The organism is Sandaracinobacteroides hominis, from assembly GCF_016464365.1.
In the GTDB taxonomy this organism is placed as follows: domain Bacteria; phylum Pseudomonadota; class Alphaproteobacteria; order Sphingomonadales; family Sphingomonadaceae; genus Sandaracinobacteroides; species Sandaracinobacteroides hominis.
The window spans coordinates 348,723-374,948 of the sequence record NZ_JADCUC010000003.1; the positions used below are offsets into that span (position 1 = coordinate 348,723).

Here is a 26,226-nt window from a genome sequence, read left to right on the forward strand (position 1 = left end):
GCGGTTGTGATTGCATCGCAGGCCCGCCGGTGCAAAGGGCGGGCGCATGACCGAGAAGCTCCATGCCGGCGTGCGCCACGCGCCCGACCCCCAGATGCTGGCCAAGACCGAAGTGCTGGTGGAAGCCCTGCCCTATCTGCAGCGCTATGCCGGCAAGACCTTCGTGGTGAAATATGGCGGCCACGCCATGGGTGACCCGGAGCTGGCGCGGGATTTTGCCGAGGATATCGTGCTGCTGAAGGCGGTGGGCATCCGCCCCGTGGTGGTGCACGGCGGCGGGCCGCAGATCGGCGCGATGCTGAAACGGCTGGGGCATGAAAGCCGCTTTGTCGATGGGCTGCGGGTGACGGATGCCGCAACCGCCGAGGTTGCCGAGATGGTGCTGGGCGCCATCAACAAGGAGCTGGTGCGCTGGATCGGCGAGGCCGGCGGCCGGGCGGTGGGGCTGTCGGGCAAGGATGCTGGCCTCATCACCGCCGAAAAGGTGCAGCGCAGCACGCGCGATCCGGGCAGCGCCATCGAGCAGGTGGTGGACCTGGGCTTTGTGGGCGAGCCGGCGAAGGTGGACCGGCAGGTGCTGGACGTGCTGACGGGGGCGGATTTCGTGCCGGTGGTGGCGCCGATCGGCGTGGGCGCTGACGGGCATACCTATAATATCAATGCCGATACCTGCGCGGGTGCGGTGGCGGCCGCGCTGGATGCGGCGCGTCTGTTCCTGCTGACCGATGTGCCCGGCGTGCTGGCGAAGGATGGCTCGTTGCTGACCGACCTGACGCCGGCGCAGGTGGCCGATCTGGTCGCGGACGGGACGATTTCGGGTGGGATGATCCCCAAGCTGGAGACCTGCGTGCAGGCGGTGGAGGGCGGTGTAGATGCTGCCGTCATCCTTGACGGGCGCGTCCCGCATGCCATGTTGCTGGAAATATTCACCCGGCGGGGAGCCGGTACACTTGTGCGGAGGCAGGCATGAGGCTTGTTCTTTTGGCAGTGGCGCTGATGGCGACCGCAGCGACCGCGGCCCCGTCCGCCCGCACCGGCAAGGCAGCGGTCGGCGAAGTCTGGGCCTATCCGGTGATGTTCGAGCAGGCTCTGCGTCCGCTGGCGCCGCTGTCGGGCCGGGTAGTCCGTGAAAATCTCTGCCCCAACCTGCCGGCCCGCGATGACGGCCTGCTGTACAAGTACAGCGTCGATGCGAAGATGAAGTCGCGCGGCTTCGAGGAAGAGCGGTGGGAAGTGGTGGATCTGAAGATCCTGAACCCCAGCGGCTGCGAAGCGATGGACAGCGAGTTTGCGCGGCAGATGTGGGCGGCTATTCCGCAGTTCGCCGAGCCGCGGCAGGATACCGACAAGAACGGCTGGACGCGAATTCCCGATATCGAGCTGCGCGTCGTCGAATAGGCTTCATCGCTGCTCGGCTGCGACCAGCCGGGCGCGGATGGCGGTGTAGACTTCAGCCGTGATCGGCCATTTCCACGCCAGCCAGGCGGCAATGCTGGTGAGCAGCATCGACGGCGCCACGAACAGGATTTCCAGCCCGGTGATGGCAGCCTGGCTGTTGGCGGCGCCGGGCGTCGCGTTGAAGCCGATCAGCGCCAGAAGCGGATAGGTGAGGCCCACCGGAATCGCGAAACCGAGTTTCTGCGTGGCGGTCAGCACGGCGAAGTTCAGCCCGGTGTGATCGGTGGGTGGCAGGCCCGCCTCCATCCGGTCGAGGCGCTGCGCGTCGTTCAGGTCTGCCATCATCGCCCGGAGCAGGAAGTTGGGGGCGGCGTAGGGGATGCCTGAGAAGGCCATGGCGATGCCGAACAAAAGGATGTTGTCGCGCGGCACCAGCAGAACGAGGAAGATGGCTGCGCCCGCCCAGAAGGCGGCGAGCGAGACGGCGCGGTGCTTGCCCCAGCTGCGGGCCAGCCGGATCCAGAAGGGCGCGGCGACAAGGCCGGCGATGAAATAGCAGAGCAGCAGGATCGAGGCGATGTGCTGCGGTATGCCGCGCGCCGCCGAGAAGAAAAACAGGAACAGCGCGCCGGTGATGCCCGGCGCGATCGACAGGAACAGGTCTGTGCCGAGCAGGATCAGCATGCGCCTGTCGGTGATCGCAGAGCTGACCTGCCGGAAGTTGAAGCCGTGAGGTTCGCCGGGGGCCTCGCCTTCGGGAACCAGTGTGGCGCAGGCGAGCACGGTGAGCGGGATGAGGGCAATGATGAACCAGCCCATCGCATGCACGCCGGCATTTGGCCCAGCCTCGGGCATCAGTGTGCCGGCGATGGGAGGGATGAACAGCACCACCAGCGTTCCAAAGACGTTGAAGGCCGTCCAGTAGCCGAAGATCCGGGCGCGTTCGCCATAGTCGGGAGAGAGGCGGGAGCCCCAGGACACCTGCGACAGGCTGACGAACGAATAGCCGAGGTAGAGCAGCAGCAGCGACAGGAAGGTGGCCGTTGCCGAGACGCCCGGAGAGGCCGTGAAGATCAGCCAGGCGCCGAGCATCAGCACCCCCGCCCCCGCCACCATCCAGGGCCGGAACTGGCCCCAGCGGCTTCGGCTGTTGTCCATCAGCGCCCCGATCAGCGGATCGAAGGGGATGTCGACGATGCGGACGAACGCAAAGATGAAGCCGACCGTCGCCAGCGGCAGGCCCAGCGTTCCGGCATAATAGGGCGGCAGATAGACGACGAGGGGAAGCCCGAGGGCGGCGATAGGCAGGCCGGCGCTGCACCAGGCCAGGAGTTGCCGCAAACCTACCCGCATCAACTCCCCTTCGACCCGTTTCGGGAATTCTTGCCGCGCCGCCGTTGCGGGCGCTACTGGCAACTATGGTCGCAGAGCCAACAGCCGGCAATCATGTTGCAGCGCTCGCCAGGGGCGGGCGGACGAATTTCACCGGCTTCGTGCTGCGATTGCTGGCGCGCTTTCCGTTTCTGGTGATTGCGGCCCGGCTTTACGGGGCAGAAAGCCTTGGCCTGTTCGCCTATGCGATCATGGTGGTGGAGTTTGCCGCGGCGCTGGCGACCATGGGGCTGAAGCGGGGTCTGGCGGGCGAGATGGCGCGCGACGGGCGGCCGGAGGTGCAGGTGCTGGCCGATGCGCTGCTGCTGGGGTTGCTGGCGGCCTGTCTCGCGACGGGCGTGCTGCTGCTCTTTCCGGGGCTGATGTTCCCTGACGAAGCGGAGACTGGTGCCGGGCGCTGGTTTGCGCTGATCATACCGGCGATCGTGCTGGCCGATGTGTCGCTGGCGGGGCTTGCGTTCCGGCATCGGATCGGGCCGGCGGTGCGGGCGCGTTCGCTGATCGAACCCTGGGTGCTTACACTTGTCGCGACCGGGCTTGCCTTTACCGTGCTGAAGCCCGGTGGACTGTTGATCGCCTATGCGGTGTCGCTGCTGGCGGCGGTGACCGCCTCGCTGTGGCCGGCGTTCCGACAGTTTGGCTGGCCGGAAGGATGGATGCCTTCGACCGGGCGGATGCTGGGGATTGCCCGACGCAACCTGCCGCTTGCGGGGGCCGATCTGGTGGAGTGGAGTACCCGGCGGCTGGATGTGTTCATCCTGGGGTTGTTTGCATCGTCTGCCGTGGTGGGGCTGTATTTCGTGGCGCAGCAGGTGGCCTCGCTGGCGGGGAAGATCCGCTCCAGCTTCGATCCGATTCTGGCGCCGCTGTTGTCGGCCTCGCTGAAGGCGGGGAAGCCCGATGAGGCGGCGGCGCATCTGAGGCAGGTCGGTTTCTGGGTGCTGGCCTTGCAGTTGCCGGTGGTGCTGGCGCTGGGGCTGCCGGCGGAAGGGATATTGGGGCTGTTCGGGCCGGAGTTCGCCGCCGGCGGGCTGGTGCTGGCCTTCCTGCTGGTGGCGGAGCTGGCGGCCGCCAGCAGCAGCGTGTCGGAGATGGGGCTGATCTATACGCATCCGCGCTATAATCTGATCATCGCCGTGAGCTGCCTGGCGCTGCAGGCCGGGCTCAGCCTGCTTCTGGTGCCGCAGTTCGGTGGCGAGGGCGCCTCGGGTGCCTTGCTTATTTCGCTGACGGTGGCGGCGATTGCGCGGCAGCTGGTGTTGAGCTGGGCGCTGAGGGCGCCGGTCGCCTTCTGGCGGTGGAGCCTGCTGGCGGCGGGGGGGCTGGCCTTTGCCTTTGGCTATGCAGCGCGGGCCTTGCCGGAGCTGCCCGAAATGCTGGTGGCAATACCGGGCGTGTTGCTGATCTTTGCGGGCGTGATCTGGCGCTGGGGTTTCGGGCCTGACGACCGGGCGCTGTTTAGCGGTGGGCGGGTTCGATCGCGCGATTGACGAGCCGGCCATCCGGCGTAAGCGCGGCGACGACCACCATCGGCCCGGTGCGGAGCTGCTCCTCCAGCGCCGGGGCGCTGCTTTCGGAGACGAAGATGCGGCTGGCGAACTGGGAGTTGCCGACGCCGAAGGACGGGCGGACGTCCATGCGGCTGAGCCGGGGATCGACGCGGGCGGCGCACTGGCTGCCGGCTGAAACGACGGTGGCCGTTACCTGTTCGCCGTCGCGGTCCAGGCAGAGGTCGCAGCCCTGCATCTTGTCGCAGATCGCCGGATCGCCTGCCACCCGCCAATCATAGGTGAAGGCGACATACTGGCCGCGCAAGGGGTCGCGCGGATCATAGCCAGCGATGGGGATGCGCCATTCCTGCGCATCCGACAGGGCCGACTGGTTGCGGGCGATGCCGGCGCCGAGCACGAGGAAGGGCAGCAGCAGCGCGGCGATGAGGGCGATGCGATTCATGCCGCCTCGCCGGATTTTGCGTGCGTGCGCCGCTGCACCAGGCGGTGCCAGATATAGCTGAGGCCGACGAGCAGTAGACCGCCCAGGATGAGCCCGCCGCCAGTTGCCGCGAGCGAGCCGAACAGCTCAATATAGATGATGAAGATGCGGATGCCGATGGCGGCGATGGCGACGGCGAAGACGCCGTTCCAGCCGGCCTGTGCTGCACCCTGCGCGACTGCCACCCACATCGCGATGAAGATGGCGACGCCGATAAGCCGGCTGGCCGTGTGGTCGGCGTGCGGAATGGCGAGCGCCAGCGCGAAGGCGAGGACCGGGCCGGCGAGCATCGGCAGCAGAAGTGGGCGAGGGAAGCCTTGCCGGCGGCCAACGAGGATGGCTGCGGCGCTGGCGATTGCGGGCAGGATCAGGCGGACAGCGTTGTCCATCGCCTGCGCCCCCGTGATATTCGAGGCCCATGCGAAATGCGCGATGCTGGCACCGCCGATCAGCGTGACAAGGCCGGTTTCGCGCAGGGTGAGGCGGAAGCCGCTGCGGTGGCCGTCAAGCAGGAACGAGAGGAGCACGAGGGTGGCGGGAACGGCCATCGCTGCGCCCTGCGCCAGCAACCACAGGCCGCCCTCGTCGACATCCTCCACCGCCATGACCGTCGGGCCGATCAGCGCGGCTGCCACGAAGGCCAGCCCGGTAAGCCGGGTGCGGCCTGCGATCAGCAGGGCTGGGCCCGCGAGCGCCAGCCACATCAGGAACGCCTCCCAGGCGGGGCCTGTGAGCTGATAGACCTGTGCCTGCAGCGCAATGCCGGCGAGGACGAGGCCGGCGAACAGGAACAGCGCGGCCTCGGAGATCCAGAGCCTGCCCTGTTCGCGCGCCCACCAGAAGGCGGCCGCGGCGCCTGCCATAAGCGCCATGTGGGCGCCAAGCTTCACCGCGGCGGGGATCATGTCCCAGTTGGCGGAGATGACGAGGATGATGCCCAGGAGCAGCGCCAGCAGGCCGAGGCCGGCTATGGCCCAAAGCACCGTCGGTTTGCTGGTGCCGGCTTCATAGGCGCGGATGCGGTCAGCAGCGGGCTGGTCGATCAGGCCGGCCTTCACCCAGGTATCGAGACGGCTTTCCAGCGACATGCCCCCTACGTGCGGCAAGGCGATGAAATGGGCAACCCTTCAATCCACGTTTCCGGCTTCCTACATCGGTCGGGAACGGGCCGGCTTCCTCGCCGGCACCCATGAAAGGCACTATCCTGATGCGTGAAATTCCGACCTGGCACGCCACCACGATTCTGGGCGTGCAGAAGGACGGCAAAGTCGTGATCGCCGGCGACGGGCAGGTCTCGATGGGCCAGACGGTAATGAAACCCAATGCGAAGAAGGTCCGGCGGCTGGGTGCTGACGGCAAGGTGGTGGGCGGCTTTGCCGGCTCCACCGCAGACGCCTTCACCCTGTTCGAGCGGCTGGAAGCGAAGCTGGAGCGTTATCCCGGCCAGCTGACGCGGGCCTGTGTGGAACTGGCGAAGGACTGGCGGCAGGACCGTTACCTGCGGCGGCTGGAAGCGATGATGATCGTCGCCGATGCCGAGACGATGCTGATCCTGACCGGCACAGGCGACGTGCTGGAGCCGAACGACGGCGTGGCCGCCATCGGATCGGGCGGCAACTATGCGCTGGCGGCCGCCCGCGCGCTGATGGATCAGCCGCTGGATTCCGAAGCGATCGCGCGAAAGGCGATGAAGATCGCCGCCGACATCTGTGTCTACACCAACGAAAACCTGACCGTGGAAACCCTGTGATGGATACGCTTGTGAACCCTGAAACCTTCGCCGGGTTTGACACCCTGACCCCCAAGGCCATCGTCGCCGCGCTGGATCGGCACATTGTCGGCCAGACCGAGGCGAAGAAGGCGGTGGCGGTGGCGCTGCGCAACCGCTGGCGGCGGCAGCAGCTGAGCGCCGACCTGCGCGAGGAAGTGACGCCGAAGAATATCCTGATGATTGGGCCGACGGGCTGCGGAAAAACCGAAATCTCGCGCCGGCTGGCGAAGCTGGCCGATGCGCCGTTCCTGAAGATCGAGGCGACCAAGTTCACCGAGGTCGGCTATGTCGGCCGCGACGTGGATTCGATCATCCGCGACCTGGTGGAGGAATCCATCCGCCTGACGCGCGAGCTGAAGCGGGCAGGCGTGCGCGAAGCGGCCGAGAAGGCGGCGCTGGATCGGCTGCTGGATGCCCTTGTGGGCAAGGATGCCAGCGAGGCGACTCGCCTCGCCTTTCGCGACCGGATCTTTGCCGGGCAACTGAAGGGCAAGGAAGTCGACATCGAAGTCGAGGACACGGGCGGCGGCATGCCGTTCGAGATTCCCGGCATGCAGCCCGGACAGGTTGGCATGATCAACCTGGGCGACATGTTGAAGAACATGGGGCCGAAGCGGACGAAGCGGCGGAAGATGCCGGTGGAGGACGCCTGGGAGCTGCTGGTGAACGAGGAATCCGACAAGCGGCTGGATACCGACGACCTGACGCGCGAGGCGGTGAAGAACGCCGAGGCGAACGGCATCGTGTTTCTGGACGAGATCGACAAGATCGCCGTTTCCGATGTGCGTGGCGGAAGCGTCTCCCGCGAGGGCGTGCAGCGCGATCTGCTGCCACTGATCGAAGGGACAACGGTTGCGACCAAATATGGGCCGGTGAAGACCGACCATATCCTGTTCATCGCCTCGGGGGCCTTCCATGTGGCGAAGCCTGCCGACCTGCTGCCGGAACTGCAGGGCCGCCTGCCGATCCGCGTGGAACTGAAGGGGCTGAGCAAGGGCGATTTCGTGCGGATCCTGTCCGACACGGAGGCGTCTTTGACGCGGCAGTATATTGCCCTGATGGGCACGGAAGGGGTGGAGCTGAGCTTCACCGCCGACGGCATCGAGGCGATTGCCGACATCGCCGCGCAGGTGAATGATCGGGTCGAGAATATCGGCGCCCGGCGTTTGCAGACGGTTATGGAAAAGCTGCTGGAAGAGCTGAGCTTCGAGGCGGCTGGCGCTCCGCAAGGGACTTCGCTCAACGTGGATGCTGCCTATGTGGACAAGCAGTTGGCGGCGATTGCGCGGGATAATGATCTGAGCAAGTTCATTCTGTAGGCGGCTGCGATTATGGCGCGGCCATAACTCGCAGACTCGCCGAAAGGACGGCCGGCTGAGCGGGCAATCTCTATTGCCCGCCAGTCCGACGGCACGGCTTTGCCGTGCCCCTCCCTTGCACTTCAGACTTCAGCCGGACTCGGCAGCTTTGCTGCCGGCCGGCTGTTTCTGATATGCGCGAACTGAACAGCTAGGATCATCAACGATGGGTCAGGATTTTGTGCGGCACCGGCAACCGTGGAAGCCGGAGGAGCTGGCGAAGCTGCGGACGCTGGCAGCGAAGGGCATGGGGCTGAAGGCGATTGCCAAAGCGCTGACGCGGAGTGAGGAATCGGTGCAGGACCGGGCGCGGGAGGATGGGCTGAAGATCGCGAAGTTGAGGTAGGCGGGCCGGCCGCGCGGCAAAGCCGCGCGAGTCCGGCTGGGGGTGCAGAACAAGAAAAAAAGGGATCCGGCAGAGCCGGACTCGTCGGACGGATCGGCGAGAGAGATCGCCGATTCCGCCGGCCGGGCGCTGCGCGGGAGTCGGCGAGTTAGCGCTTCGCGCTAATCGCGCGCCCCGCTTGGCCTAGAACGGCCACACCACCGGAACCCAGAAGACGCTGACCACGAAGAACAGCAGCATCATGAGCCCCCCGAGTTTCCAGTAGTCGGTGAACTTGTAGCCGGCAGGCCCCATCACCATCAGGTTTACCGGGGTGGCGATGGGGGTGAGGAAGGCGGCTGCGCAGGCTACGTTCACGCTCATCAGCACCGGGGTTACGTTCACGCCCAGGCCGTGCGCGGCGAGCGTCGCGATGGGAATCACGATGAGGGCGGTCGCCGTGTTGGATATGACCTGCCCCAGGATCGCCGAGATCACGAACAGGCCCATCAGCAGCGCCGTCGGGCCGGCGTCGCCCAGCACCAGGATCAGATTGTCGGCCAGCAGCTGCGCCGCGCCGGTCTGGAACATCGCGGTGGAGAGCGGCATCATCGCGCCCACCAGGATGATCGTTGTCCAGTTGATCTTGGTATAGGCCTCCTCGACGCGCAGGATGCCCGACAGGATCACCGCCGCCGCCGCAATGAGGCCGGCGATGGCCGGCTGCACGATATTGAAGGCGAGCATCGCCACCATCGCGATCAGGATGATGATGGCCGTCTTGGCCTTCAAGCCCAGCGGGACGGCCTGTTTCCTGACCACCGCAGGGCTGTCGACAACCAGCACGGCCGGATCGGCCAGATTGCGGTCCAGCGCTTCCCAGCTGCCTTGCACCAGAAGCGTATCGCCAGCGGCCAGTTTCACCGCGCCCGGCCCGGCGTCTTCGCCGGCGCGGTGCACGCCCAGCACCACAAGGTCGCCGGATTGGGTGGTCATGCCGGGGAAGGCCATGTCGCCGATCATCGCCGAGCGGGGCGGGATGACGACTTCTGCAAGACCGGAAGCGCGGTTGAAGAGAATGTCCTCGACGCCCTTTTCTTCGCCGGCGTGGAGGACGGAGAGGTGCTTGGAATCGGCCAGCGCGGCGACGACATCTGGTGGACCCTGCACCACCAGTGACTGACCGGCGGCCAGCACGCTTTCATCGGTGAGCGGGAGTCCTCCCGCCCCCTTCACGCGCAGGATAGTCAGGCCGGGGAAGCCGGCGAGATCCATGGTGCGGGCCTTGCCGCCGATCAGCGGGGAATCGTCCCGGATCTTCAGGTGGAAATACTGCCCGTCCAGCCGATATTGTTCGGAAAGCGTTCGCGCGTGGCGCGAGAAGTCGCCGGGAAGCGACGGCCCCTGCGTGTGTGGCAGCAGCTTTTCGCCAAAGAAATACATGATGAGGATGCCGCCGATCACAAGCGGCACGCCCACCCAGGCGAACTCGAAAAAGGCGAAACTGTCACCGGTCGCGTCCATCAGCGCATCGTTGGTGATGACCGAGATGGGCGTGCCCGAAAGCGCCAGCATGGAGCCGCAATGCGCGCCGAATGCCAGCGGCATCAGCAGTTGCGACGGCTTGATGTTGGTGCGGATCGCCATCACCACGACCACCGGCAGCAGCGCTGCGACCGCGCCGTTGACGCTGATCATGGCGGTGAGGACGGCGACGATCAGGATCATGAAGGTGAGCAGTCGCGCGCGGCTGTCGGTGCCGGCATATTTGATCAGCTGCTGGCCGACCCATGCGGTGACGCCCGCAGCCTCCAGCCCCGCCGAGACCACGAACAGGCTGGCGATGAAGATGATGGTGGGGTCGCCGAAGCCGGAGAACACCTCCTGCAGCGACAGCACGTTGGTCATGTAGAGGGAGAAGGGAACCGCGAGCGCGACGATCACCACGGGTATCCTGTTCTGCACGAACAGGATCACCGCGCCGACGATGATCAGGAAGACGATTGTGATGTCGCTCAAGCCAGCTACCCCCGCTTTCTTCTAGGCTGGGGCATAGCGGCTTTGAAAGCAACCGGCGAGCGGCGGGTTGACAGGGGGAGGCGAAAGGAGTCGAAATCGCTTCAGTGCCTTGCCTCGGATATATGGCCGGGGTGCAGCGGGGGGAAAGTATATGGCGGAAGTTGGCGCCAAGCGTGGGTTCATGGACCGGATGCTGGATGGCATCGAGAAGGTGGGGAACAAGGTTCCGCACCCTGCGGTGATTTTCCTGGTGATGATCGGCGTGGTGATTGTCGCCTCTGTCATCCTGTCGGCGCTGGGATCCTCGGTGACGCTGGAGACGACGGATGCAGACGGCAATCTGACCAGCCGCGTGGTAGCGGTGCAGAGCCTGCTTTCGACCGAGGGCCTGCGCTTCATGCTGACCAGCTGGGTCGACAATTTCATGGGCTTTACCGCGACGGGGATGATCCTGGTCGCGATGATCGGCGTCGGCGTTTCCGAGCAGACAGGGCTGGTGGCGGCGCTGATCCGCAAGATCGTGAAGGTGACGCCCGCCCGCTTCATCACCTTTGTGATCGTGCTGCTGGGCGGGCTTTCCTCGATTGCGGCGGATGCCGGCTATGTGGTGCTGATCCCGCTGGGGGCGATGGCCTTCATGAGCCTGGGGCGGCACCCGCTGGCGGGGATTGCAGCGGCCTTTGCCGGGGTCTCGGCGATCTTTGGCGTCAATATCCTCATCACGCCGCTGGACGGGGCGCTGACGGAAATCACCAACGATGCCATCGCGCTGGTACAGCCGGGGCTGACGCTGGACCTGACGGCGACCATGTGGTTCTCCATCGTCAGTCTCGTCGCGATGGCGGCGCTGTGCGCGTGGATCACCGAGAAATATGTGGAGCCGCATCTGGGCAAATATGACCCGGCTGAGGCCGGGCCGGTTGCGGCCGAGGGAACCAGCGCGGCCGATGCCAAGGATGCCGGCCCGGGGGAGGAAGCCGAAGCGCGCGGGCTGCGCTATGCCGGGTGGACGCTGCTCGCGATCCTTGCCGCCATCGTGGCGCTGAGCTGGGGCGAGGGGGCTGTGTTCCGCAACCCCGAAACCGGCTCGCTGATTTCCAACTCGCCGCTGATGCACGGTCTGATCGTGCTGGTGGCGATCCTTTTCCTGGGTGTGGGTGTCGCCTATGGGATCGGGGCGAAAACGCTGAACTCGGCTTCGCAGGCCATTGGCATGATCGACCAGACCTTCCGCAACATGGGGCCGCTGGTGTTCCTGTTTCTGGTGATCGCGCAGTTTCTTGCGTTCTTCGGCTTCACCAACATCGCCACGGTGCTGGCGGTGAACATGGCCGACATGCTGGTGGCGGCGAACCTGGGTTCGGTGACGCTGATCATCGGCTTTGTGATTGCGATTCTGCTGCTGGACGTGATCATGCCCGGTGCCATTCCGAAATGGGCGATCTTCGCGCCGATCTTCATCCCGCTGTTCATCCAGCTGGGCAGCGATCCGGCGACGGTGCTGGCGGCCTATCGGGTGGCGGATTCCCCGATGAACGTGGTGACGCCACTGATGGGCTATTTCCCGCTCGTGGTGATCTATTGCCAGCAATATGTGAAGGACGCCGGCGTGGGCACGGTGATCGCGATCATGCTGCCCTATACGATGTGGCTGGTGCCGATCTGGACGGCGATTTTGGTGGGTTGGTATCTGCTGGGGATTCCGTGGGGATTCTGACGAAGGCGGCCGCGATTACGGCGCAGCCGTAATTCGCGGACTCGCCGCAGTCACGGGCGGCGGGGCGGCGAACCACAGTTCGCCGAACCCGTCCGACGGCGCAGCTTGGCTGCGCTCTTTCACTTCTTTCTCCAGAAACCCAAAGCGGACTCGGCGGCTTCGCCGCCGGCCGCGCCTACTCGGTCAATTCGTCCCAGGCACCCTTAAGCCGATCGAAGAACCCCTTCGACTTAGGGCAGGCCTCATGGGCGCTTTCATTCCCGCGAAACTCTTCCAGCAGCTCCTTCTGGCGGCCGGTCAGCTTCGTGGGCGTTTCCAGTTCGACCTGGATCACCAGATCGCCCGTGCCGTGGCCGTTCAGCGCCGGCATGCCGCGGCCGCGGACGCGGAACTGCCGGCCGGACTGGGTGCCGGCGGGGATCTTCACTTCGATCGGCTGCTTGTCGAGGCCGGGGATTTCGATCTCGCCACCAAGTGCGGCGTCGACGAAGCTCATCGGCACCTGTGCGAACAGCGTGGTGCCGTCGCGTTTCCAGATCGGGTGCGGCTTCATGTGGATGAAGATGTAGAGGTCGCCGTTCTGGCCGCCGCGCGGCCCGGCCTCGCCTTCGTCGGCGAGGCGGATGCGGGTGCCGTCGTCGACCCCCTTGGGCACCTTCACCTTCAGGCTCTTGCGGCGTTCCACCCGGCCTTCGCCATGGCAATGCTCGCAGGGGTCGGAAATAACCTGCCCGGAACCGTGGCACTGCGGGCAGGTGCGCTCGACGATGAACATGCCGTTCTGCATGCGCACCTGGCCGCGGCCATTGCAGGTGCCGCAAACGGTGTTGCGCGAGCCGGGCTTGCCGCCGGTGCCGACGCAATGGTCGCACGTGACGGCGACGTCGAGAGAGATGTCGGCTTCGGCGCCGTGGAAGGCGTCCTCGAAGCTGACCTGCAGGTCATAGCGAACATCTGCGCCGCGCTGCGGGCCGCTGCGACGACCGCCGCGTCCCCCCTGCCCGCCCATGAACTGGTCGAAGATGTCGGAGAAGATGTCGGAGAAAGGCGAAGCGTCGCCGAACGGGCTGCCGCCCCCTCCCCCGCCCTGCCGGAAGGCGGCATGGCCGAGGCGATCATAGGCCGCCCGCTTCTGCGGATCGGAAAGCACGCCATAGGCTTCGCTGATGGATTTGAAGCGTGCCTCTGCCGTGGCGTCGCCCGGGTTCTTGTCGGGGTGCCAACGCATGGCGAGCTTGCGATAGGCGGATTTCAGGACGGCATCGCTGCAGCCCTTTTCCACTTCCAGCAGTTCGTAATAGTCGATTTCCGCGTGCATGAACGACAGGCCCTCTCACAAGCTGGCCGGGGGTCAAGCCCCCGGCCATACCTGTTTACTTCTTGCTGTCGTCCACTTCGGTGAAGTCGGCATCGACGACATCGTCGGCCGGCTTCGCTTCCGCAGCGGGTTCGGCGGCGGCTGACTGCTCGGCGGCATAGACCGCTTCGCCCAGCTTCATCGCCACCTGTGCCAGCGCCTGCGACTTCGCGTTGATCTGCTCGACATCGCCCGAATCCAGCACCGCCTTCACGTCGGCGATGGCGGTTTCGATGCCGGCCTTGGTTTCGGCGTCGACCTTGTCGCCATGTTCGGCGAGCTGGCGTTCCGTTGCGTGCACCAGACCATCGGCCTGGTTACGCGCTTCGGCGGCTTCACGGCGCTTCTTGTCGTCGGCAGAGAACTGCTCGGCCTCCTTCACCATCTTCTCGATGTCGTCCTTGTTCAGGCCGCCCGAGGGCTGGATCTTGATCTGCTGTTCCTTGCCGGTGCCCTTGTCCTTCGCCGTCACGGCGACGAGGCCGTTGGCGTCGATGTCGAAGGTCACTTCGATCTGCGGCACGCCGCGCGGTGCGGCGGGGATTCCGACGAGGTCGAAATTGCCCAGCAGCTTGTTGTCGGCGGCCATTTCCCGCTCACCCTGGAAGACGCGGATCGTCACGGCCGACTGGTTGTCGTCGGCGGTGGAGAAGGTCTGCGACTTCTTGGTGGGGATGGTCGTGTTGCGATCGATCATGCGGGTGAAGACACCGCCCAGCGTCTCGATACCAAGGCTCAGCGGGGTGACGTCCAGCAGCAGCACGTCCTTCACGTCGCCCTGCAGCACACCGGCCTGGATGGCGGCGCCCATGGCGACCACTTCATCCGGGTTGACCGAGGTGTTGGGCTCCTTGCCGAACAGGTCCTTCACGAACTGGCGGACGCGCGGCATGCGGGTCATGCCGCCCACCAGGATGACTTCGTCGATCTCGCTGGCCTTCACGCCGGCTTCGTTCATTGCATCGACGCACGGCTTGCGGGTGCGCTCGATGAGATCGATCACCAGCTTTTCGAGATCGGCGCGGCTGATCGAACGCACAAGGTGCTTCGGGCCGGTAGCGTCGGCGGTGATGAAGGGCAGGTTCACTTCGGTGGTGGCCGACGAGCTGAGCTCGATCTTGGCCTTTTCCGCGCCTTCCTTCAGCCGCTGCAGGGCGAGCTTGTCCTTGGTGAGGTCGATGCCCTCATCCTTCTTGAAGCCTTCGGCCAGGAACTCGACCAGCTTGGCGTCGAAGTCTTCGCCGCCAAGGAAGGTGTCGCCCGAGGTCGACTTCACTTCGAACACACCGTCGCCCAGCTCCAGCACGGAGACGTCGAAGGTGCCGCCGCCCAGGTCATAGACGGCGATGGTCTTGGCGCCGACATTCTTGTCGAGGCCATAGGCGAGCGCGGCCGCGGTCGGCTCGTTGATGATGCGCAGCACGTCGAGGCCGGCGATCTGGCCGGCGTCTTTCGTCGCCTGACGCTGGGCGTCGTTGAAATAGGCAGGCACGGTGATGACTGCCTGCGTGACCGTCTCGCCCAGATAGGCTTCCGCGGTTTCCTTCATCTTCTGCAGGATGAAGGCAGAAATCTGCGAAGGGCTGTAGTCCTTGCCGCCGGCGTTTACCCAGGCGTCGCCGGTCGGACCCTTGACGATCTTGTAGGGGACCAGCCCGATGTCCTTCTGCGTCATCGGATCGTCGAAGCGACGGCCGATCAGGCGCTTCACGGCAAACACGGTGTTTTCCGGGTTGGTAACGGCCTGGCGCTTGGCGGGCTGGCCCACCAGCCGCTCCCCATCCTTCGCAAAGGCGACCTGCGAGGGCGTCGTGCGCGCGCCTTCCGCATTTTCGATAACCTTCGGGGTGGAGCCTTCCATCACAGCCACGCAGCTGTTGGTGGTGCCAAGGTCGATACCGATCACCTTCGCCATATGTTTTCCTCTGTTCTCTCAAGTCTGTGTCATGGTGCTGTGGGCGCACCCCTGAGGGCCACCCGGTTCGTAAGCGGATATAGTGGGCCGAATTGCCGCATCAATGGCCGTTGTCGGGATTCTCGATCGTGGCGCCGGGAAGTGGCGGCGTGGCGCCATGCCGCTGCGGCAATCCGTATGTTGCGCAGGCAGGGCGGCAGGCATATGTCGAAGGCAATGGGGGCAGCAAATGAACCCCTCGAAGAATCTTGTTTGGGTAGAGGACGAAGCGAACATGACCGCACGCAACTATGGGCTGTGGGCCTGTGCCATGGCGATTCTGCTGCTGCTGACGGCGCTGGTGAGTGGCGCCGCGCGGGCAGCCGTCGAGCAGCCGCATGTGATGGGCGTCTCGGTACGCCTGCCGGCGGTCGCGGGCCGGCCCGCCGCCGGCTATTTCATGGTGCACGGAACAGCGAAGGCCGATGCGCTGGTGGGCGTGACCTCGCCCAAGGCCGAACGGATCGAGTTGCACAGCATGGTGAACGAGAACGGCGTGATGAAGATGCGCGCCGAGAAAAGCTTTGCGGTGCCGGCAAATGGCGCGCTCACCTTTCAGTCGGGCGGCAATCACCTGATGATCTTCGGTCTGTCGCCGGATGTGAAGGCCGGCACCAAACTGCCGTTGACCTTCAGCTTCCAGTCCGGCGCGAAGGTGACGGTGAATGCGGAGGCCAAGGCCGCGAATGCCGCGGCAACGGAGCCAGCGCATAACCACTGAGGCGTTCCCGTTGGCTGCGGACCCGCAGATGACGAAAGGCCCCGATTCCGGGCGCAGCGAAAGTCGGCCGCTGACCGAGGGCGAGGCGGCGATTATCGGCCGTGTGTTCGGCACGGCAATCGACTGCGCGCCGGTGCGGATCCACCGGCTGAAATGGTGGATGTGGCAGCCGGCGTGGGTGACGATGGCGCCCGACGGGCATTTGTGGTTCCACCCGAATGGCGATGCCTGGAGCCCGGATTTCAGCCGGGAGCGACCCTGGCTGCGTGGGCATTTCGTGCACGAGATGGTGCATGTGTGGCAGCACCAGTGCGGCGTGAACCTGTTGCTGAAGCGCCTGCCTTTTGCCCGCTACGCCTATCTGCCGCTGCTGCCGGGTAAGGCCTTCACCAGCTATGGGCTGGAGCAGCAGGCCGAGATTGTGAAGGACGCCTATCTGCTGGCCGAGGGGTTGAAGCTGCCGGGGCGACCTTCGCTGGAGACCTACAGGGCGCTGCTGCCCTTCGCCGCCTGAGGATCGGCGAGCGAGAACGCAGCGCTACTTCAGCTTCAGCGGCCGTTCGTTGGAGGCATCGAACATGCGGGCATCGAAGCTGTAGAAGGCGCCGGCGACCGCCTTGTTGAAGGCGGCCATGTGCGGCGAGGCGGCGTGTTCGCGGATCGCTGCCTCGTCCACCCAGCGCTCGGCGAGGCTGAGCACCGCCGGGCGGCCGTCTGCGCCATCATGTTCGATGGCAAGCGAGTAGGACAGGCAGCCGGATTCCTCAAAGGTGTGGCGCATCATCTCGGTCAGCGCCGGGCGGACATCCGCCAGGCGGGCGGGGTCCAGCTCGGCGCGGCCGATGACGATGATCATTGCGCATTCTCCGGGGCATTCTCAGGGGCGTTCTCCGGCGCGCGTGCCTTGGCGACGGTGACCAGCGCCGGGCGCAGCAGCCGGTCCTTCAGGGTGAAGCCCGCCTGCAGTTCCGAGACGATGGTGCCCGGTTCGGCGTCGGCTTCCACTTCGACCATCGCCTGGTGGACGTTGGGATCGAGTGCGAGGCCGGTGGCCGGCACCCGCTTCACGCCGTGGCGTTCGAAGATGGCGTGGAGCTCTCGGTTGGTTGCCTCTATGCCGGTGCGCAGCGCGTCGGCTGCTTCGGCAGGCAGCGATTCCAGCGCGCGGGCGAGGTTGTCGGCGACCGACAGCATGTCGCGCGCGAAGCTGGCGGCGGCATATTGCACGGCGTCGGACTTGTCGCGCTCCAGCCGGCGGCGGGTGTTCTCGGCCTCAGCCGCCATGCGCAGGGCACGGTCTCGCTCGGCGTCGCGTTCGATGCTGAGCGCGACGATTTCCTCGCGCGCGGCGGCCAGTTGCTCTTCCAGTGAAAGTTCGGCGCCGTTTTCCGGCGTTTCGGCAGTCATGCCATCAACCTCGACAATCTGTTTGCAGTGAAATCCACCATGGGGACGACACGGGCATAGTTCAACCGCGTGGGCCCTATAACACCGACCACGCCGATAACCTTTCCGTCGGCGCCGCGATAGGGGGCAGCGATGACGCTGGAGCCGGAAAGCGCGAACAATCGGGTCTCTGCGCCGATGAAGATGCGCAGCGCGTCGGCGGTCCGGGCTTCATCCAGCAGGCGGGCGAGTTCGCCCTTTTGCTCCAGTTCCTCCAGCAGGGCGCGGGCGCGATCGAGATCGACATCGTTCAGCACATGCGCCTGTCCGCGCACGATGAGCACCGGGCCGCTGGAGTCGCTGGACCAGCTGGCGAGGCCCTGTTCGACGAGATTGGCGGTGAGGCGATCGAGTTCGGCGCGATCGCCGGCGATTTCGTGCCGGAGCCGAGCAACAGCGTCGGCCAGCGTCAGCCCGGACAATCGGCCGTTCACATAATTCTGCGCCTGCTCCAGCGCCTGCGACGGCAGCCCTTCGGGCACCGCCATCACCCGGTTCTCGATGCTGCCGTCGGCGCCGACCAGTACGGCGAGCGCCCGCCCGGTGCCGAGCGGCACCAGATTGAGCTGGCGCAGGACTGTCTCCGTCTTCGGGCTGGCGACCACGGCTGCGCACTGGGCGAGACCGGAAAGGACGGAGGTGGTGCGGCCAAGCACGTCCTCCAGGCTGCCGCCGGAACGCGCGGCCTCTGCCTCGATCGCGGCAATGTCGGCGGCGGAGGGTTCGGCGGCCTGCATCATGCCGTCGACGAACAGGCGAAGCCCCTGTTCGGTGGGGACGCGTCCGGCCGAGGTGTGGGGGGCTTCGAGCAGGCCGAGTTCTTCGAGATCCTGCATGACGTTGCGGATGGAGGCGGCAGAAAGCTGCAACCCGCCGGTGCGGCTGAGCGTACGCGAGCCGACGGGAACGCCGGTCGTCAGATAGCTGTCGACGATGTCGCGGAAGATGGTGCGCGCGCGTTCGTTGAGCTGCAGGACGCTGATACCTTCGTGCATGTTGCCAATCTAGGATGTGCCGCCTTCGCACTCAACTGTGCTTGGCAACTGCGGCAGTGCGACGTAAGCGGGGGCCGTTTCCAACAGAGATTAAGGAATTGCCGATGCGCCCCTCGGGCCGTTCGCCGGACAAGATGCGCGAAATCGAGATGATCCCCGGCTTCAGCGCCCATGCGGAAGGATCGTGCCTGGTGAAGTTCGGGCAGACGCATGTGCTGGTGACCGCCAGCGTCGAGGAAAAGCTGCCGCCGTGGATGCGTGGCAAGGGCGAAGGCTGGGTGACGGCGGAATATGGCATGCTGCCCCGCGCCACCCACACCCGCGGCAGCCGGGAAGCCGCGAAGGGCAAGCAGAGCGGACGGACGCAGGAAATCCAGCGGCTGATCGGGCGCTCGCTGCGCGCGGTGACTGACCTGAAGGCGCTGGGCGAGCGGCAGATCACGCTGGATTGCGACGTGCTGCAGGCCGATGGCGGCACGCGGACGGCGGCGATTTCCGGCGCCTGGGTGGCGCTGCGGCTGGCGCTGGACAAGATCCACGCTGGGACGCCCTTCGCGGTGGACCCGCTGGCGGTGCAGGTCGCCGCGGTTTCCTGCGGCGTCTATGAAGGGACTCCGGTGCTGGATCTGGATTACCCGGAGGACAGCGTTGCCCACACCGACGGCAATTTCGTGCTCACTTCGAAGGGCGCGCTGGTGGAAGTGCAGGCAACCGCCGAGGGCGATGTGTTCGAAGAAGAGACGTTGCTGCGCTTGCTGCGGCTGGCACGGATGGGCTGCGACGAGATCTTCGCAGCGCAGCGGGTGGCGACCGGGCGGTGAGGAGTGGGCGGTGAAGAAGCTGGTGATCGCCAGCCACAACAAGGGCAAGCTGCGGGAGATTTCCGCGCTGCTGGAACCTTTGGGGATCGAGGCGGTGCCGGCGTCTGATTTCGGGCTGGCGGAGCCGGCGGAGACGGAGGATTCCTTCGCCGGCAATGCACTGATCAAGGCGCGGTTTGCGGCGGAAGGGTCGGGGCTGCCGGCGCTTTCCGACGATAGCGGGCTTTGCGTGGAGGCGCTGGGTGGAGAGCCCGGCGTTTACACAGCCGATTGGGCGGAGACTCCGAACGGGCGCGACTGGTTGCTGGCGATGACGAAGGTCGAGGACCGGCTGAAGGCGCTGGGGCCGAATGTGTCGCGGGCGGCGTCGTTTGTCTGCACCTTGGCGCTGGTTTGGCCAGATGGAAGAGAAGAGCTGTACGAAGGCGTGATGCCCGGTTCGCTGACCTGGCCGCCGCGCGGGGCTTTGGGTTTCGGCTATGATCCGGTGTTCGTGCCGGAGGGCTACACACAGACCTTTGCCGAGATGGACCCGGCGGAGAAGCAGGCGATCAGCCACCGGGCGCGGGCCTTTGCCAAGCTGAAGGCGGCGCTGACACCGTGAGCGGAGATATCGCGCTCTACGTCCACTGGCCGTTCTGCGTAACGAAATGCCCCTATTGCGACTTCAACAGCCATGTCCGCGAGGGGGTGGATCAAGCCGCCTGGCGCGAGGCGCTGCTGGCAGATTTGCGGCATGAAGCGCGCCTGACCGAGGGGCAGCGGCTGGTTTCCATCTTCTTTGGCGGTGGCACGCCCAGCCTGATGGAGCCGGCGACTACGGCGGCGGTGATTGCCGAGGCGCATCGGTTGTGGCCGCATGCAGGCGAGATTGAAATCACCTTGGAAGCCAATCCTTCCTCGGTTGAAGCTGCGCGGTTTGCGGATTTTGCAGCGGCCGGCGTGAACCGGGTGTCGCTGGGGTTGCAGGCGCTGGACGATGCGGCGCTGAAGCTGCTGGGGCGGCCGCATGATCTGGCGCAGGGGTTGGCGGCGCTGGACGTGGCGCAGGCGAACTTTTCGCGGGTGAGTTTCGACCTGATTCATACGCGACCGGGGCAGACGGTGGCGGCGTGGGAGGCGGAGCTGGCGCGGGCGTTGTCGTTCGGCACCACGCATCTGTCGGCCTATCAGCTGACCATAGAGCCGGGGACGCGTTTTCATACGCTGGCGGCGAAGGGGTTGCTGGAGCTGCCGCATGAAGAGGATGCGGCGACCATGTTCGAGCTGACCGGCGAACTTTGCGCGGCTGCCGGACTGCCGCTGTACGAGATTTCGAACCACGCGAGGCCGGGCCACGAAAGCCGGCATAACCTGCAATACTGGACCTATGGCGACTATGCCGGCGTAGGGCCGGGGGCGCATGGGCGGCGCGGCGGCCTGGCGACGACTCGAATCCGGCGGCCGGAAAGCTGGCTGGAGGCGGTGCGCTCTCGCGGCGACGGGATTGAGGCGGAGGAGCCGATCGAGCCGGCGGACGCGGCGGAGGAAGGGTTGCTGATGGGGCTACGGCTGGCGCGTGGGATCGACCCCGATGCATTCGCGGCGCGCACCGGAATTGCGCTGGACGATGTGGCCAGCCCAGAGGCGCGGATGCGGCTGGAAGCGTTGGGTTTGCTGACGCCCGGCCCGGTGCTGCGGGCGACAGATGCGGGGCGGCCCGTCACCAACCAACTGATACTGGAATTGGCCTCAGGCTTGAAACAATCTGCGGTCATGCCAAGTTGAAGGACGAACAGGAGACTATGGCATGATCGGCAAGTTGATTTCGGCAGTTGCGGGGCGCTCGATTGCGCGGACGGTTGGCGGTGTCGCCGCCGGGCCTGCGGGCGCAGTGATCGGCCTTGCCGTGCCGGTGATCCTGCCGCGCGTGGCGCGCACGCTGGGGCCGCTGGGGATGATCGCGGCGGCCGTCGGCGGGGTGATGTTCACCCGCTGGCTGGAACGACGCAATGCCCGCATCGCAGCCGAACAGAAGCTGCTGCCGGCGCCGGCCAAGGCCGCGCCTGTGCCGAACTCTCCGGAGGCCGTGCTGGGCGGGCCGACGCCGCCGGACGTGCTGGAAGGCGAACTGCTGAAGGACTGATCGCACATGTCGGGTGAACCGATAAAAGGGCCAGCCTCCTACTTCCCCTCCATCGAGAACACATACGGCCGGCCCATTTCCGAATGGCAGGCGCTCGTTCGCGCCAGCTATCCCGCGAAGCATATGGAGCTGGTTGCCATGCTGAAGGGCGAGCATGGGATGGGCCATGGGCATGCAAACGCTGTCGTTGCCCAAACGCTTGCGCAAGACAAAGCCTAGAGCTTCGACACCTCCACCAGCAGCTTGCCGAAATTTCCGCCTGAATAGAGCAGCTTCACATGCTCCACCGCCTTGTCGAGGCCGGGGCGGATATCCTGCCTTGTCTTCAGCTTCCCTTCCATCATCCATTGCGCGAGCTGCTGGAAAGCCTCCGGGAATCGGGGGGCGAAGTCGGTGAGGATGAAGCCGCGGATGGTGAGGCGGCGCATCAGGATCAGCGTCCAGCGGCCCGGTTCCTCGTGCGCGTCGGTGGCGTTGTAGCCGGAGATCATGCCGCACAGCGCGATGCGACCGAAGATCTTCATGCGACTGATCACGTCCGACATGATCTGGCCGCCGACATGCTCGAAATTGATGTCGATGCCTTCGGGCGCGAGGCGATCCAGCGCCGCGCCGACATCCTCCGACTTGTAGTCGATGGCGTGGTCGAAGCCGAGTTCTTCGACGATATAACGGCACTTCTCGGGTCCGCCGGCGATGCCGATCACCTTGCAGCCGTGGATCTTGCCGATCTGGCCGACCACCTGCCCCACCCCGCCGGCCGCCGCGCTGACGACCAGCGTCTCGCCGGCCTTGGGCTGGCCGATGTCCTTCATGCCGAAATAAGCCGTCGGGCCGACAACGCCGAAGGTACCGAAGGCCTGCGGAATGGAGATGCCGGGAAGTTCGGGAAACGGCCCCATGCCTTCGCCGGTGGAAACGATGTGGCTCGCCCATTCGCCCAGGCCCGCCATCAGCTGGCCAGCCTCGACACCCGGCTTGCGGCTGGCGAGCACGCGGCCGACGACGCCGCCGCGCATCGGATCGCCCAGTTCGACCGGGGGCATGTACTGCTCCATGTCGGACATCCAGATGCGGTTGGTGGGGTCGAGCGAGAGATAGCCAACCTGCACCAGAAACTGCCCGTCCTGCAGCTCGGGGATGGCTTCCTCGACATAGGTCAGGTCCGAATCCGCAATGTCTCCCACGGGGCGTTTTGCCAGCCGCCAGACGTGCCGCGTTGCCATCATCTTCCTCCCACCGATTTTGCCGCAGGGTGGCGGTTGGCGGGGCAGCTGTCAGCCTGCCAATTCAGGCAAAGGGCTTCAGGAACCCTTCCAGCGCCTCGATCGCGGCCGGCTCTTCCAGCGTGGGCGCATGGCCGACCCTTGGCACCGTTACTGCGGAGAGGCCGGGCAGCCGCTCCACCATCTTCGCCTGCGTTGCGGCCGAGAGAATATCGGAGCGTTCGCCGCGGATGCTCAGCACCGGGCGGTCCTTGTAGCTGTCGAGCGCCAGCCAGAGGTCCAGCGCGCCGGCGCTGGTGCCATCGCCGTGCGGCAGGCTGAAGGGCGCGGCGATTTCGGGATCATAGTCCCAGACGATTCGGCCCTCGCGCGAGACCCGGCACAGGCGCTTGGCATAGGCGAGCCATTTTTCCAGCGGCCAGCCGGGGTAGATGTCGGCCTGGCGGCGGGCGATGTCGCGGGCGGCGATCAGCCAGGTCTGCCAGTTGCCGCCGCGGCCCACCTGCTGGCGGACTCGAGCAAGCCCGCCCTCCTCCATGTCGGGGCCCAGGTCGTTCAGGACGAGGCCGGCGATGCGGCTGCGCTGGGTGACGTCGAGCAGGAGACCGATCAGACCGCCGAGCGAGGTGCCGACGATGACGGTGCTGGAAATGCGGGCGTCGTCCATAAGCCGGCCGACATCCTGCAGATAGGTGAGCGGCACATAGGTGAGCGGATCGCGGGCATAGCCGCTGTCTCCGCGGCCGCGGAAGCTGGGGGTGACGACGCGGAAACGAGGCGCGAAATGCTGGGCGAAGGCTTCGAAATCGCGGGCGTTGCGGGTGAGCCCGGGCAGGCAGAGCAGCGCCGGCTGGCCCTTTTTCGCCGTGCCATAGTCGCGATAGTGCAGACGCACATTGTCGCTTGTCCACAGGTATCGGTCGGCCCAGTTTTGCTGCACGAGGGCTTCCTAGGCAATGCCGGGGCAGAGCGCAATTTCCGCGAACTTTTGACTGCCACTCAGTTTTCGCGCATATGAGGTGGCGGGGATGCTCATCCGGGCCGGTTGGCGCGGGGATCTGGGTGCGAAAGAGAGGTCTGAGGTCCGTGGCTACCAAGGCGAGTGCAGTGCAGGTTGTGAAGGGCGGCAAGACCGCCGCGCGGACGGCAAAGCTGGAACCCGACAACAAGTCTCGCCGCTATGATCCGGCCGAAACCCGCACCCGCGTTCTGGAGGCTGCCTATGTGCTGTTTGGCACGCGCGGTTATTCCTGCACCGGCACGGCCGACATTGCGGCTATGGCAGACGTTTCCGAAGGCTCGATCTTCTATCATTTCGGCTCCAAGCGGGCGCTGCTGGTGGAGCTGGGCCGGATGCACGGCCAGAAGATGGTGGCGGCGATGGAAGCCGGCGAGCCGCTGGATACGCTCTCGTTCGAAGTTTCGATGAACCGCTGCTTCGACTTCTGCGAAGTGAACAACATGTGGGAAGAGGTGGCGCACGACGGCGATTGTCCGCCGCTGAACCAGAAGATTTCCAAGAAGACGCCCGAGGCCGAGCCCTTTTTCCATGCCGCGAAGGAAACCGTGGTTGCCTGGACCAAGGCGCATCTCGATGCGATCACCGCGCGCCACAATCTGAAGGTCATGGATACCGAAATCGCCGCAAACATGATCTTCGCACTGGCCGGTGAAGCGCTGCAAAGCTATTTTGCGCCGGAAACCACGCCGGAGATGCAGGCGCGAATCCGGGCGGAGTGCATCCGCTTCTGCACGGCGGCAATCGGCTATCCTAGCAATAGCTGACGCTTGATTCGCAGGCGCGCCCCCGCCATTCCGGGGCATGGCAGAGCTTCCCGATTTCCGTCCCTCGCAAGCCGTGCTCGAGCTTGGCGGCGATTTCTACGATGCGGTGCGGGCGGCGGATTTTCCGGCGCATGTTCTGCGATTCCGTAACGGGCGGGCTGCCGCCGAAATCGGGCTGGAACCGCTTTCCGATGCAGATTGGGTGCAGCATTTCGGTCGTTTCGAGCCGCTGCCGGGCAGCCTGAACCAGCCGCTGGCGCTGCGCTATCACGGGCACCAGTTCCGCACCTACAACCCTGAACTGGGCGACGGACGGGGGTTTCTGTTTTCGCAGATGCTGGATTCGTCCGGGCGGCTGATGGACCTGGGCACCAAGGGCTCCGGGCAGACGCCCTGGTCGCGGGCTGGCGATGGGCGACTGACGCTGAAGGGCGGCATGCGCGAGGTGCTGGCGACGGAAATGCTGCAGGCGTTGGGGGTGACGACCTCCCGCAGCTTCTCGCTGATCGAGACCGGCGAGGAGCTGGAGCGCAACGACGAGCCTTCGCCTACACGATCGGCGGTGCTGGTGCGGTTGTCGCACAGCCATGTGCGCTATGGCAGTTTCCAGCGGCTGGCGGCGCTGGAGCAGCCGGAGAATATCGCGAAGCTGACCGGCTATGTGCTGCGGCATCTGGCCAGACGCGACGGGGGCGAGGATCCCTATGCCGTGCTGATGGGCTATGCCGTGGAGGGGGCGGCACGGCTGCTGGCGGAATGGCATGTGGCGGGATTCGTGCACGGGGTGCTGAACACCGACAATATGAACATCACGGGCGAGAGCTTCGACTATGGGCCGTGGCGGTTCCTTCCGGTTTGGGATTCGGCTTTCACCGCGGCCTATTTCGACCAGTTCGGCCTCTATGCCTTTGGGCGGCAGGCGGAGGCGCTGCACTGGAACCTGTTCCAGCTGGCGCAGGCGCTGCGCAAGGTGACGCCGGCGGAAAGCCTGATTCCGTCGCTGAAGCTATGGCCGGATCTGGTGGGCGAGGCTGTGCGCGCGCAGGCGCTGTGGCGGCTGGGCCTGAAGCGGCGCGATGCCGCCGACGAGGAAGCGCTGATCCGCGCCTTTGAGGTCGGCCTGGGCGAAAGCGGCGTGCAGCCGGATGCGGCCTGGTTCGGGTTTCGCGGTGGGCGGGCGTGGAAGGATGCACCGCCGGCCTTTGCGTTGTTTCAGGAGCAGCTGGCGGGTTTCGAGGCCGTGGAAGGCGCGCTGGCGCATGGCTATTGGGCCGATCCCTTTCCCTGCACGATGCTGGTCGAGGAAGTGGAGACGCTGTGGTCGGCGATTGCCGAGCGCGACGACTGGGCGCCGCTGGAAGCGAAGATCGCCGCAATCCGGCGGATGGGCGAGGCGCATGGGAGCCGCGAGTCTGCCCTTTAGTCGGCCCAATAATCGAAGGCGCGCTGCTGGTGCTTGCGGACGAAGGCCGCGGCTTCCGGGCCGACGAACAGCCCGCTCCATTCGTCATGTCCCTTGGATAGCCACCAGCCCTGCCCCGGTATGCCGTCTGACTGGCGGACGACAAGGGAGGCGAGCGACGGGCGGTCCTGCGCGCGCTGCAGGCTGTCCACCTCTTCCAGTGCAGCGCTGAGCTGGCCCACCTTAAAGCGGACGAACGGGTGGCCGAACCAGCGGAAGACGTCGCCATAGCTGATCGATTCTTCGCTCTTGGCTTTCAGGATCAGCAAGGCTTCCAGTTCGTCTGTGGGGAAGAGTGGCATGGCGGTAAGGCTAGCGCCAAGTGGCGCGCTACCCAAGGGTAGCGCGAAGGCAAGTGGCGC

The 26,226-nt window shown here is 65.7% G+C and carries 28 protein-coding genes; 16 read left to right on the forward strand and 12 right to left on the reverse strand.

Features of this window, described 5'->3' with window-relative positions; all coding sequences use genetic code 11:
* Positions 1-46: 46 nt before the first annotated feature.
* Both argB and IM784_RS08980 read left to right on the forward strand, forming a co-directional pair.
* Positions 47-970, forward strand: coding sequence for an acetylglutamate kinase (argB, locus tag IM784_RS08975; protein WP_199554966.1), 924 nt, complete (start codon positions 47-49; stop codon positions 968-970).
* Positions 967-1,398: a hypothetical protein gene (locus tag IM784_RS08980; protein ID WP_199554967.1), complete on the forward strand. Its 432-nt coding sequence runs from the start codon at positions 967-969 to the stop codon at positions 1,396-1,398. Before argB ends, IM784_RS08980 begins: the two co-directional genes overlap by 4 nt.
* Positions 1,399-1,401: 3 nt before the next feature.
* On the opposite strand, the gene IM784_RS08985 is transcribed toward IM784_RS08980, so the two are convergent.
* Positions 1,402-2,751 carry an MFS transporter gene (locus tag IM784_RS08985; protein WP_199554968.1) on the reverse strand — a complete coding sequence of 450 codons (1,350 nt, stop codon included), beginning with the start codon at positions 2,749-2,751 and terminating at the stop codon, positions 1,402-1,404.
* 65 nt (positions 2,752-2,816) lie between these two features.
* Here IM784_RS08985 and IM784_RS08990 point away from each other — a divergent pair, with 65 nt between their 5' ends.
* Positions 2,817-4,280, forward strand: coding sequence for an oligosaccharide flippase family protein (locus tag IM784_RS08990; protein WP_199554969.1), 1,464 nt, complete (start codon positions 2,817-2,819; stop codon positions 4,278-4,280).
* Here IM784_RS08990 and IM784_RS08995 read toward each other — a convergent pair.
* Both IM784_RS08995 and IM784_RS09000 read right to left on the reverse strand, forming a co-directional pair.
* Entirely contained in the window at positions 4,249-4,743 is a 495-nt protein-coding gene (locus IM784_RS08995) for a GDYXXLXY domain-containing protein (protein WP_199554970.1), read from the reverse strand. The two genes, IM784_RS08990 and IM784_RS08995, sit on opposite strands and share 32 nt — an antisense overlap.
* Complete coding sequence (locus IM784_RS09000) at positions 4,740-5,870, reverse strand: DUF2157 domain-containing protein (RefSeq protein WP_199554971.1); 1,131 nt, start codon at positions 5,868-5,870, stop codon at positions 4,740-4,742. The genes IM784_RS08995 and IM784_RS09000 overlap by 4 nt, the downstream gene beginning before the upstream one ends.
* Before the next feature lie 119 nt (positions 5,871-5,989).
* Here IM784_RS09000 and hslV point away from each other — a divergent pair, with 119 nt between their 5' ends.
* From hslV to IM784_RS09015, 3 genes are all read left to right on the forward strand, one after another.
* Positions 5,990-6,532, forward strand: coding sequence for an ATP-dependent protease subunit HslV (gene hslV / locus IM784_RS09005; RefSeq protein WP_207791711.1), 543 nt, complete (start codon positions 5,990-5,992; stop codon positions 6,530-6,532).
* Positions 6,532-7,872, forward strand: a complete 1,341-nt coding sequence (gene hslU / locus IM784_RS09010) for an ATP-dependent protease ATPase subunit HslU (RefSeq protein ID WP_199554972.1) — start codon at positions 6,532-6,534, stop codon at positions 7,870-7,872. Before hslV ends, hslU begins: the two co-directional genes overlap by 1 nt.
* A gap of 205 nt (positions 7,873-8,077) precedes the next feature.
* Positions 8,078-8,257, forward strand: coding sequence for a hypothetical protein (locus tag IM784_RS09015; RefSeq protein ID WP_199554973.1), 180 nt, complete (start codon positions 8,078-8,080; stop codon positions 8,255-8,257).
* Between the two features lie 183 nt (positions 8,258-8,440).
* Here the strand turns inward: IM784_RS09015 and IM784_RS09020 are convergent, their stop codons facing one another.
* Complete coding sequence (locus tag IM784_RS09020; RefSeq protein WP_199554974.1) at positions 8,441-10,255, reverse strand: SLC13 family permease; 1,815 nt, start codon at positions 10,253-10,255, stop codon at positions 8,441-8,443.
* A gap of 151 nt (positions 10,256-10,406) precedes the next feature.
* On the opposite strand from IM784_RS09020, the gene IM784_RS09025 reads away from it, so the two are divergent.
* Positions 10,407-11,972, forward strand: coding sequence for an AbgT family transporter (locus IM784_RS09025; protein ID WP_199554975.1), 1,566 nt, complete (start codon positions 10,407-10,409; stop codon positions 11,970-11,972).
* Between the two features lie 175 nt (positions 11,973-12,147).
* Here IM784_RS09025 and dnaJ read toward each other — a convergent pair whose 3' ends face one another.
* Both dnaJ and dnaK read right to left on the reverse strand, forming a co-directional pair.
* A complete protein-coding gene (dnaJ, locus tag IM784_RS09030; RefSeq protein WP_199554976.1) occupies positions 12,148-13,290 on the reverse strand; it encodes a molecular chaperone DnaJ in 1,143 nt (380 codons plus the stop codon).
* A gap of 55 nt (positions 13,291-13,345) precedes the next feature.
* Positions 13,346-15,244, reverse strand: coding sequence for a molecular chaperone DnaK (dnaK, locus tag IM784_RS09035; RefSeq protein WP_199554977.1), 1,899 nt, complete (start codon positions 15,242-15,244; stop codon positions 13,346-13,348).
* 229 nt (positions 15,245-15,473) lie between these two features.
* Between dnaK and IM784_RS09040 the strand changes: the two genes are divergently transcribed.
* Positions 15,474-16,004 (forward strand): copper chaperone PCu(A)C, encoded by a 531-nt coding sequence (locus tag IM784_RS09040; RefSeq protein WP_199554978.1) that lies wholly within the window; start codon positions 15,474-15,476, stop codon positions 16,002-16,004.
* 28 nt (positions 16,005-16,032) lie between these two features.
* The gene (locus IM784_RS09045) at positions 16,033-16,518 is read left to right on the forward strand and encodes a vgr related protein (RefSeq protein ID WP_199554979.1); all 486 of its coding nucleotides are present in this window, start codon (positions 16,033-16,035) and stop codon (positions 16,516-16,518) included.
* A gap of 24 nt (positions 16,519-16,542) precedes the next feature.
* On the opposite strand, the gene IM784_RS09050 is transcribed toward IM784_RS09045, so the two are convergent.
* The 3 genes from IM784_RS09050 to hrcA are packed head-to-tail and all read right to left on the reverse strand — an operon-like array spanning position 16,543 to position 18,445.
* Positions 16,543-16,860: a putative quinol monooxygenase gene (locus IM784_RS09050; RefSeq protein WP_199554980.1), complete on the reverse strand. Its 318-nt coding sequence runs from the start codon at positions 16,858-16,860 to the stop codon at positions 16,543-16,545.
* Positions 16,857-17,411 carry a nucleotide exchange factor GrpE gene (gene grpE, locus IM784_RS09055; RefSeq protein WP_199554981.1) on the reverse strand — a complete coding sequence of 185 codons (555 nt, stop codon included), beginning with the start codon at positions 17,409-17,411 and terminating at the stop codon, positions 16,857-16,859. Before grpE ends, IM784_RS09050 begins: the two co-directional genes overlap by 4 nt.
* Positions 17,408-18,445, reverse strand: coding sequence for a heat-inducible transcriptional repressor HrcA (gene hrcA, locus IM784_RS09060; RefSeq protein ID WP_199554982.1), 1,038 nt, complete (start codon positions 18,443-18,445; stop codon positions 17,408-17,410). Before hrcA ends, grpE begins: the two co-directional genes overlap by 4 nt.
* Before the next feature lie 104 nt (positions 18,446-18,549).
* Here hrcA and rph point away from each other — a divergent pair, with 104 nt between their 5' ends.
* The 5 genes from rph to IM784_RS09085 are packed head-to-tail and all read left to right on the forward strand — an operon-like array spanning position 18,550 to position 21,610.
* A complete protein-coding gene (gene rph / locus IM784_RS09065) occupies positions 18,550-19,266 on the forward strand; it encodes a ribonuclease PH (RefSeq protein WP_199554983.1) in 717 nt (238 codons plus the stop codon).
* A 10-nt stretch (positions 19,267-19,276) separates the two neighbouring features.
* A complete protein-coding gene (rdgB, locus tag IM784_RS09070) occupies positions 19,277-19,870 on the forward strand; it encodes an RdgB/HAM1 family non-canonical purine NTP pyrophosphatase (protein WP_328799491.1) in 594 nt (197 codons plus the stop codon).
* A complete protein-coding gene (gene hemW, locus IM784_RS09075) occupies positions 19,867-21,033 on the forward strand; it encodes a radical SAM family heme chaperone HemW (RefSeq protein WP_199554985.1) in 1,167 nt (388 codons plus the stop codon). The genes rdgB and hemW overlap by 4 nt, the downstream gene beginning before the upstream one ends.
* A 22-nt stretch (positions 21,034-21,055) precedes the next feature.
* Positions 21,056-21,391 carry a hypothetical protein gene (locus tag IM784_RS09080; protein ID WP_199554986.1) on the forward strand — a complete coding sequence of 112 codons (336 nt, stop codon included), beginning with the start codon at positions 21,056-21,058 and terminating at the stop codon, positions 21,389-21,391.
* Between the two features lie 6 nt (positions 21,392-21,397).
* On the forward strand, positions 21,398-21,610 hold the full coding sequence (locus IM784_RS09085) for a DUF4287 domain-containing protein (RefSeq protein WP_199554987.1): 213 nt from the start codon (positions 21,398-21,400) through the stop codon (positions 21,608-21,610).
* On the opposite strand, the gene IM784_RS09090 is transcribed toward IM784_RS09085, so the two are convergent.
* Positions 21,607-22,620: an NADP-dependent oxidoreductase gene (locus tag IM784_RS09090; protein WP_235976756.1), complete on the reverse strand. Its 1,014-nt coding sequence runs from the start codon at positions 22,618-22,620 to the stop codon at positions 21,607-21,609. The genes IM784_RS09085 and IM784_RS09090 overlap by 4 nt on opposite strands.
* A 61-nt stretch (positions 22,621-22,681) precedes the next feature.
* Entirely contained in the window at positions 22,682-23,557 is an 876-nt protein-coding gene (locus tag IM784_RS09095; protein WP_328799492.1) for an alpha/beta fold hydrolase, read from the reverse strand.
* Between the two features lie 167 nt (positions 23,558-23,724).
* Between IM784_RS09095 and IM784_RS09100 the strand changes: the two genes are divergently transcribed.
* Both IM784_RS09100 and IM784_RS09105 read left to right on the forward strand, forming a co-directional pair.
* Positions 23,725-24,402 (forward strand): TetR/AcrR family transcriptional regulator, encoded by a 678-nt coding sequence (locus IM784_RS09100; protein WP_199554988.1) that lies wholly within the window; start codon positions 23,725-23,727, stop codon positions 24,400-24,402.
* A 37-nt stretch (positions 24,403-24,439) separates the two neighbouring features.
* Positions 24,440-25,825 (forward strand): protein adenylyltransferase SelO family protein, encoded by a 1,386-nt coding sequence (locus IM784_RS09105; RefSeq protein ID WP_199554989.1) that lies wholly within the window; start codon positions 24,440-24,442, stop codon positions 25,823-25,825.
* On the opposite strand, the gene IM784_RS09110 is transcribed toward IM784_RS09105, so the two are convergent.
* Positions 25,822-26,166, reverse strand: a complete 345-nt coding sequence (locus IM784_RS09110; RefSeq protein WP_199554990.1) for a ribose-phosphate pyrophosphokinase — start codon at positions 26,164-26,166, stop codon at positions 25,822-25,824. The genes IM784_RS09105 and IM784_RS09110 overlap by 4 nt on opposite strands.
* Positions 26,167-26,226 lie beyond the last annotated feature (60 nt).

Coding starts and splice junctions, on each gene's coding strand:
- IM784_RS08995 (WP_199554970.1), bottom strand. CDS start 4,743: ATGAATCGCATCGCCCTCATCGCCGCGCTGCTGCTGCCCTTCCTCGTG.
- hslU (WP_199554972.1), top strand. CDS start 6,532: ATGGATACGCTTGTGAACCCTGAAACCTTCGCCGGGTTTGACACCCTG.
- IM784_RS09000 (WP_199554971.1), bottom strand. CDS start 5,870: ATGTCGCTGGAAAGCCGTCTCGATACCTGGGTGAAGGCCGGCCTGATC.
- grpE (WP_199554981.1), bottom strand. CDS start 17,411: ATGACTGCCGAAACGCCGGAAAACGGCGCCGAACTTTCACTGGAAGAG.
- IM784_RS09105 (WP_199554989.1), top strand. CDS start 24,440: ATGGCAGAGCTTCCCGATTTCCGTCCCTCGCAAGCCGTGCTCGAGCTT.
- IM784_RS09085 (WP_199554987.1), top strand. CDS start 21,398: ATGTCGGGTGAACCGATAAAAGGGCCAGCCTCCTACTTCCCCTCCATC.
- dnaJ (WP_199554976.1), bottom strand. CDS start 13,290: ATGCACGCGGAAATCGACTATTACGAACTGCTGGAAGTGGAAAAGGGC.
- argB (WP_199554966.1), top strand. CDS start 47: ATGACCGAGAAGCTCCATGCCGGCGTGCGCCACGCGCCCGACCCCCAG.
- IM784_RS09090 (WP_235976756.1), bottom strand. CDS start 22,620: ATGATGGCAACGCGGCACGTCTGGCGGCTGGCAAAACGCCCCGTGGGA.
- IM784_RS09110 (WP_199554990.1), bottom strand. CDS start 26,166: ATGCCACTCTTCCCCACAGACGAACTGGAAGCCTTGCTGATCCTGAAA.
- dnaK (WP_199554977.1), bottom strand. CDS start 15,244: ATGGCGAAGGTGATCGGTATCGACCTTGGCACCACCAACAGCTGCGTG.
- IM784_RS09040 (WP_199554978.1), top strand. CDS start 15,474: ATGAACCCCTCGAAGAATCTTGTTTGGGTAGAGGACGAAGCGAACATG.
- IM784_RS09080 (WP_199554986.1), top strand. CDS start 21,056: ATGATCGGCAAGTTGATTTCGGCAGTTGCGGGGCGCTCGATTGCGCGG.
- IM784_RS09050 (WP_199554980.1), bottom strand. CDS start 16,860: ATGATCATCGTCATCGGCCGCGCCGAGCTGGACCCCGCCCGCCTGGCG.
- hrcA (WP_199554982.1), bottom strand. CDS start 18,445: ATGCACGAAGGTATCAGCGTCCTGCAGCTCAACGAACGCGCGCGCACC.
- IM784_RS08980 (WP_199554967.1), top strand. CDS start 967: ATGAGGCTTGTTCTTTTGGCAGTGGCGCTGATGGCGACCGCAGCGACC.
- IM784_RS08990 (WP_199554969.1), top strand. CDS start 2,817: ATGGTCGCAGAGCCAACAGCCGGCAATCATGTTGCAGCGCTCGCCAGG.
- IM784_RS08985 (WP_199554968.1), bottom strand. CDS start 2,751: ATGCGGGTAGGTTTGCGGCAACTCCTGGCCTGGTGCAGCGCCGGCCTG.
- IM784_RS09025 (WP_199554975.1), top strand. CDS start 10,407: ATGGCGGAAGTTGGCGCCAAGCGTGGGTTCATGGACCGGATGCTGGAT.
- hslV (WP_207791711.1), top strand. CDS start 5,990: ATGCGTGAAATTCCGACCTGGCACGCCACCACGATTCTGGGCGTGCAG.
- rph (WP_199554983.1), top strand. CDS start 18,550: ATGCGCCCCTCGGGCCGTTCGCCGGACAAGATGCGCGAAATCGAGATG.
- IM784_RS09015 (WP_199554973.1), top strand. CDS start 8,078: ATGGGTCAGGATTTTGTGCGGCACCGGCAACCGTGGAAGCCGGAGGAG.
- IM784_RS09045 (WP_199554979.1), top strand. CDS start 16,033: ATGACGAAAGGCCCCGATTCCGGGCGCAGCGAAAGTCGGCCGCTGACC.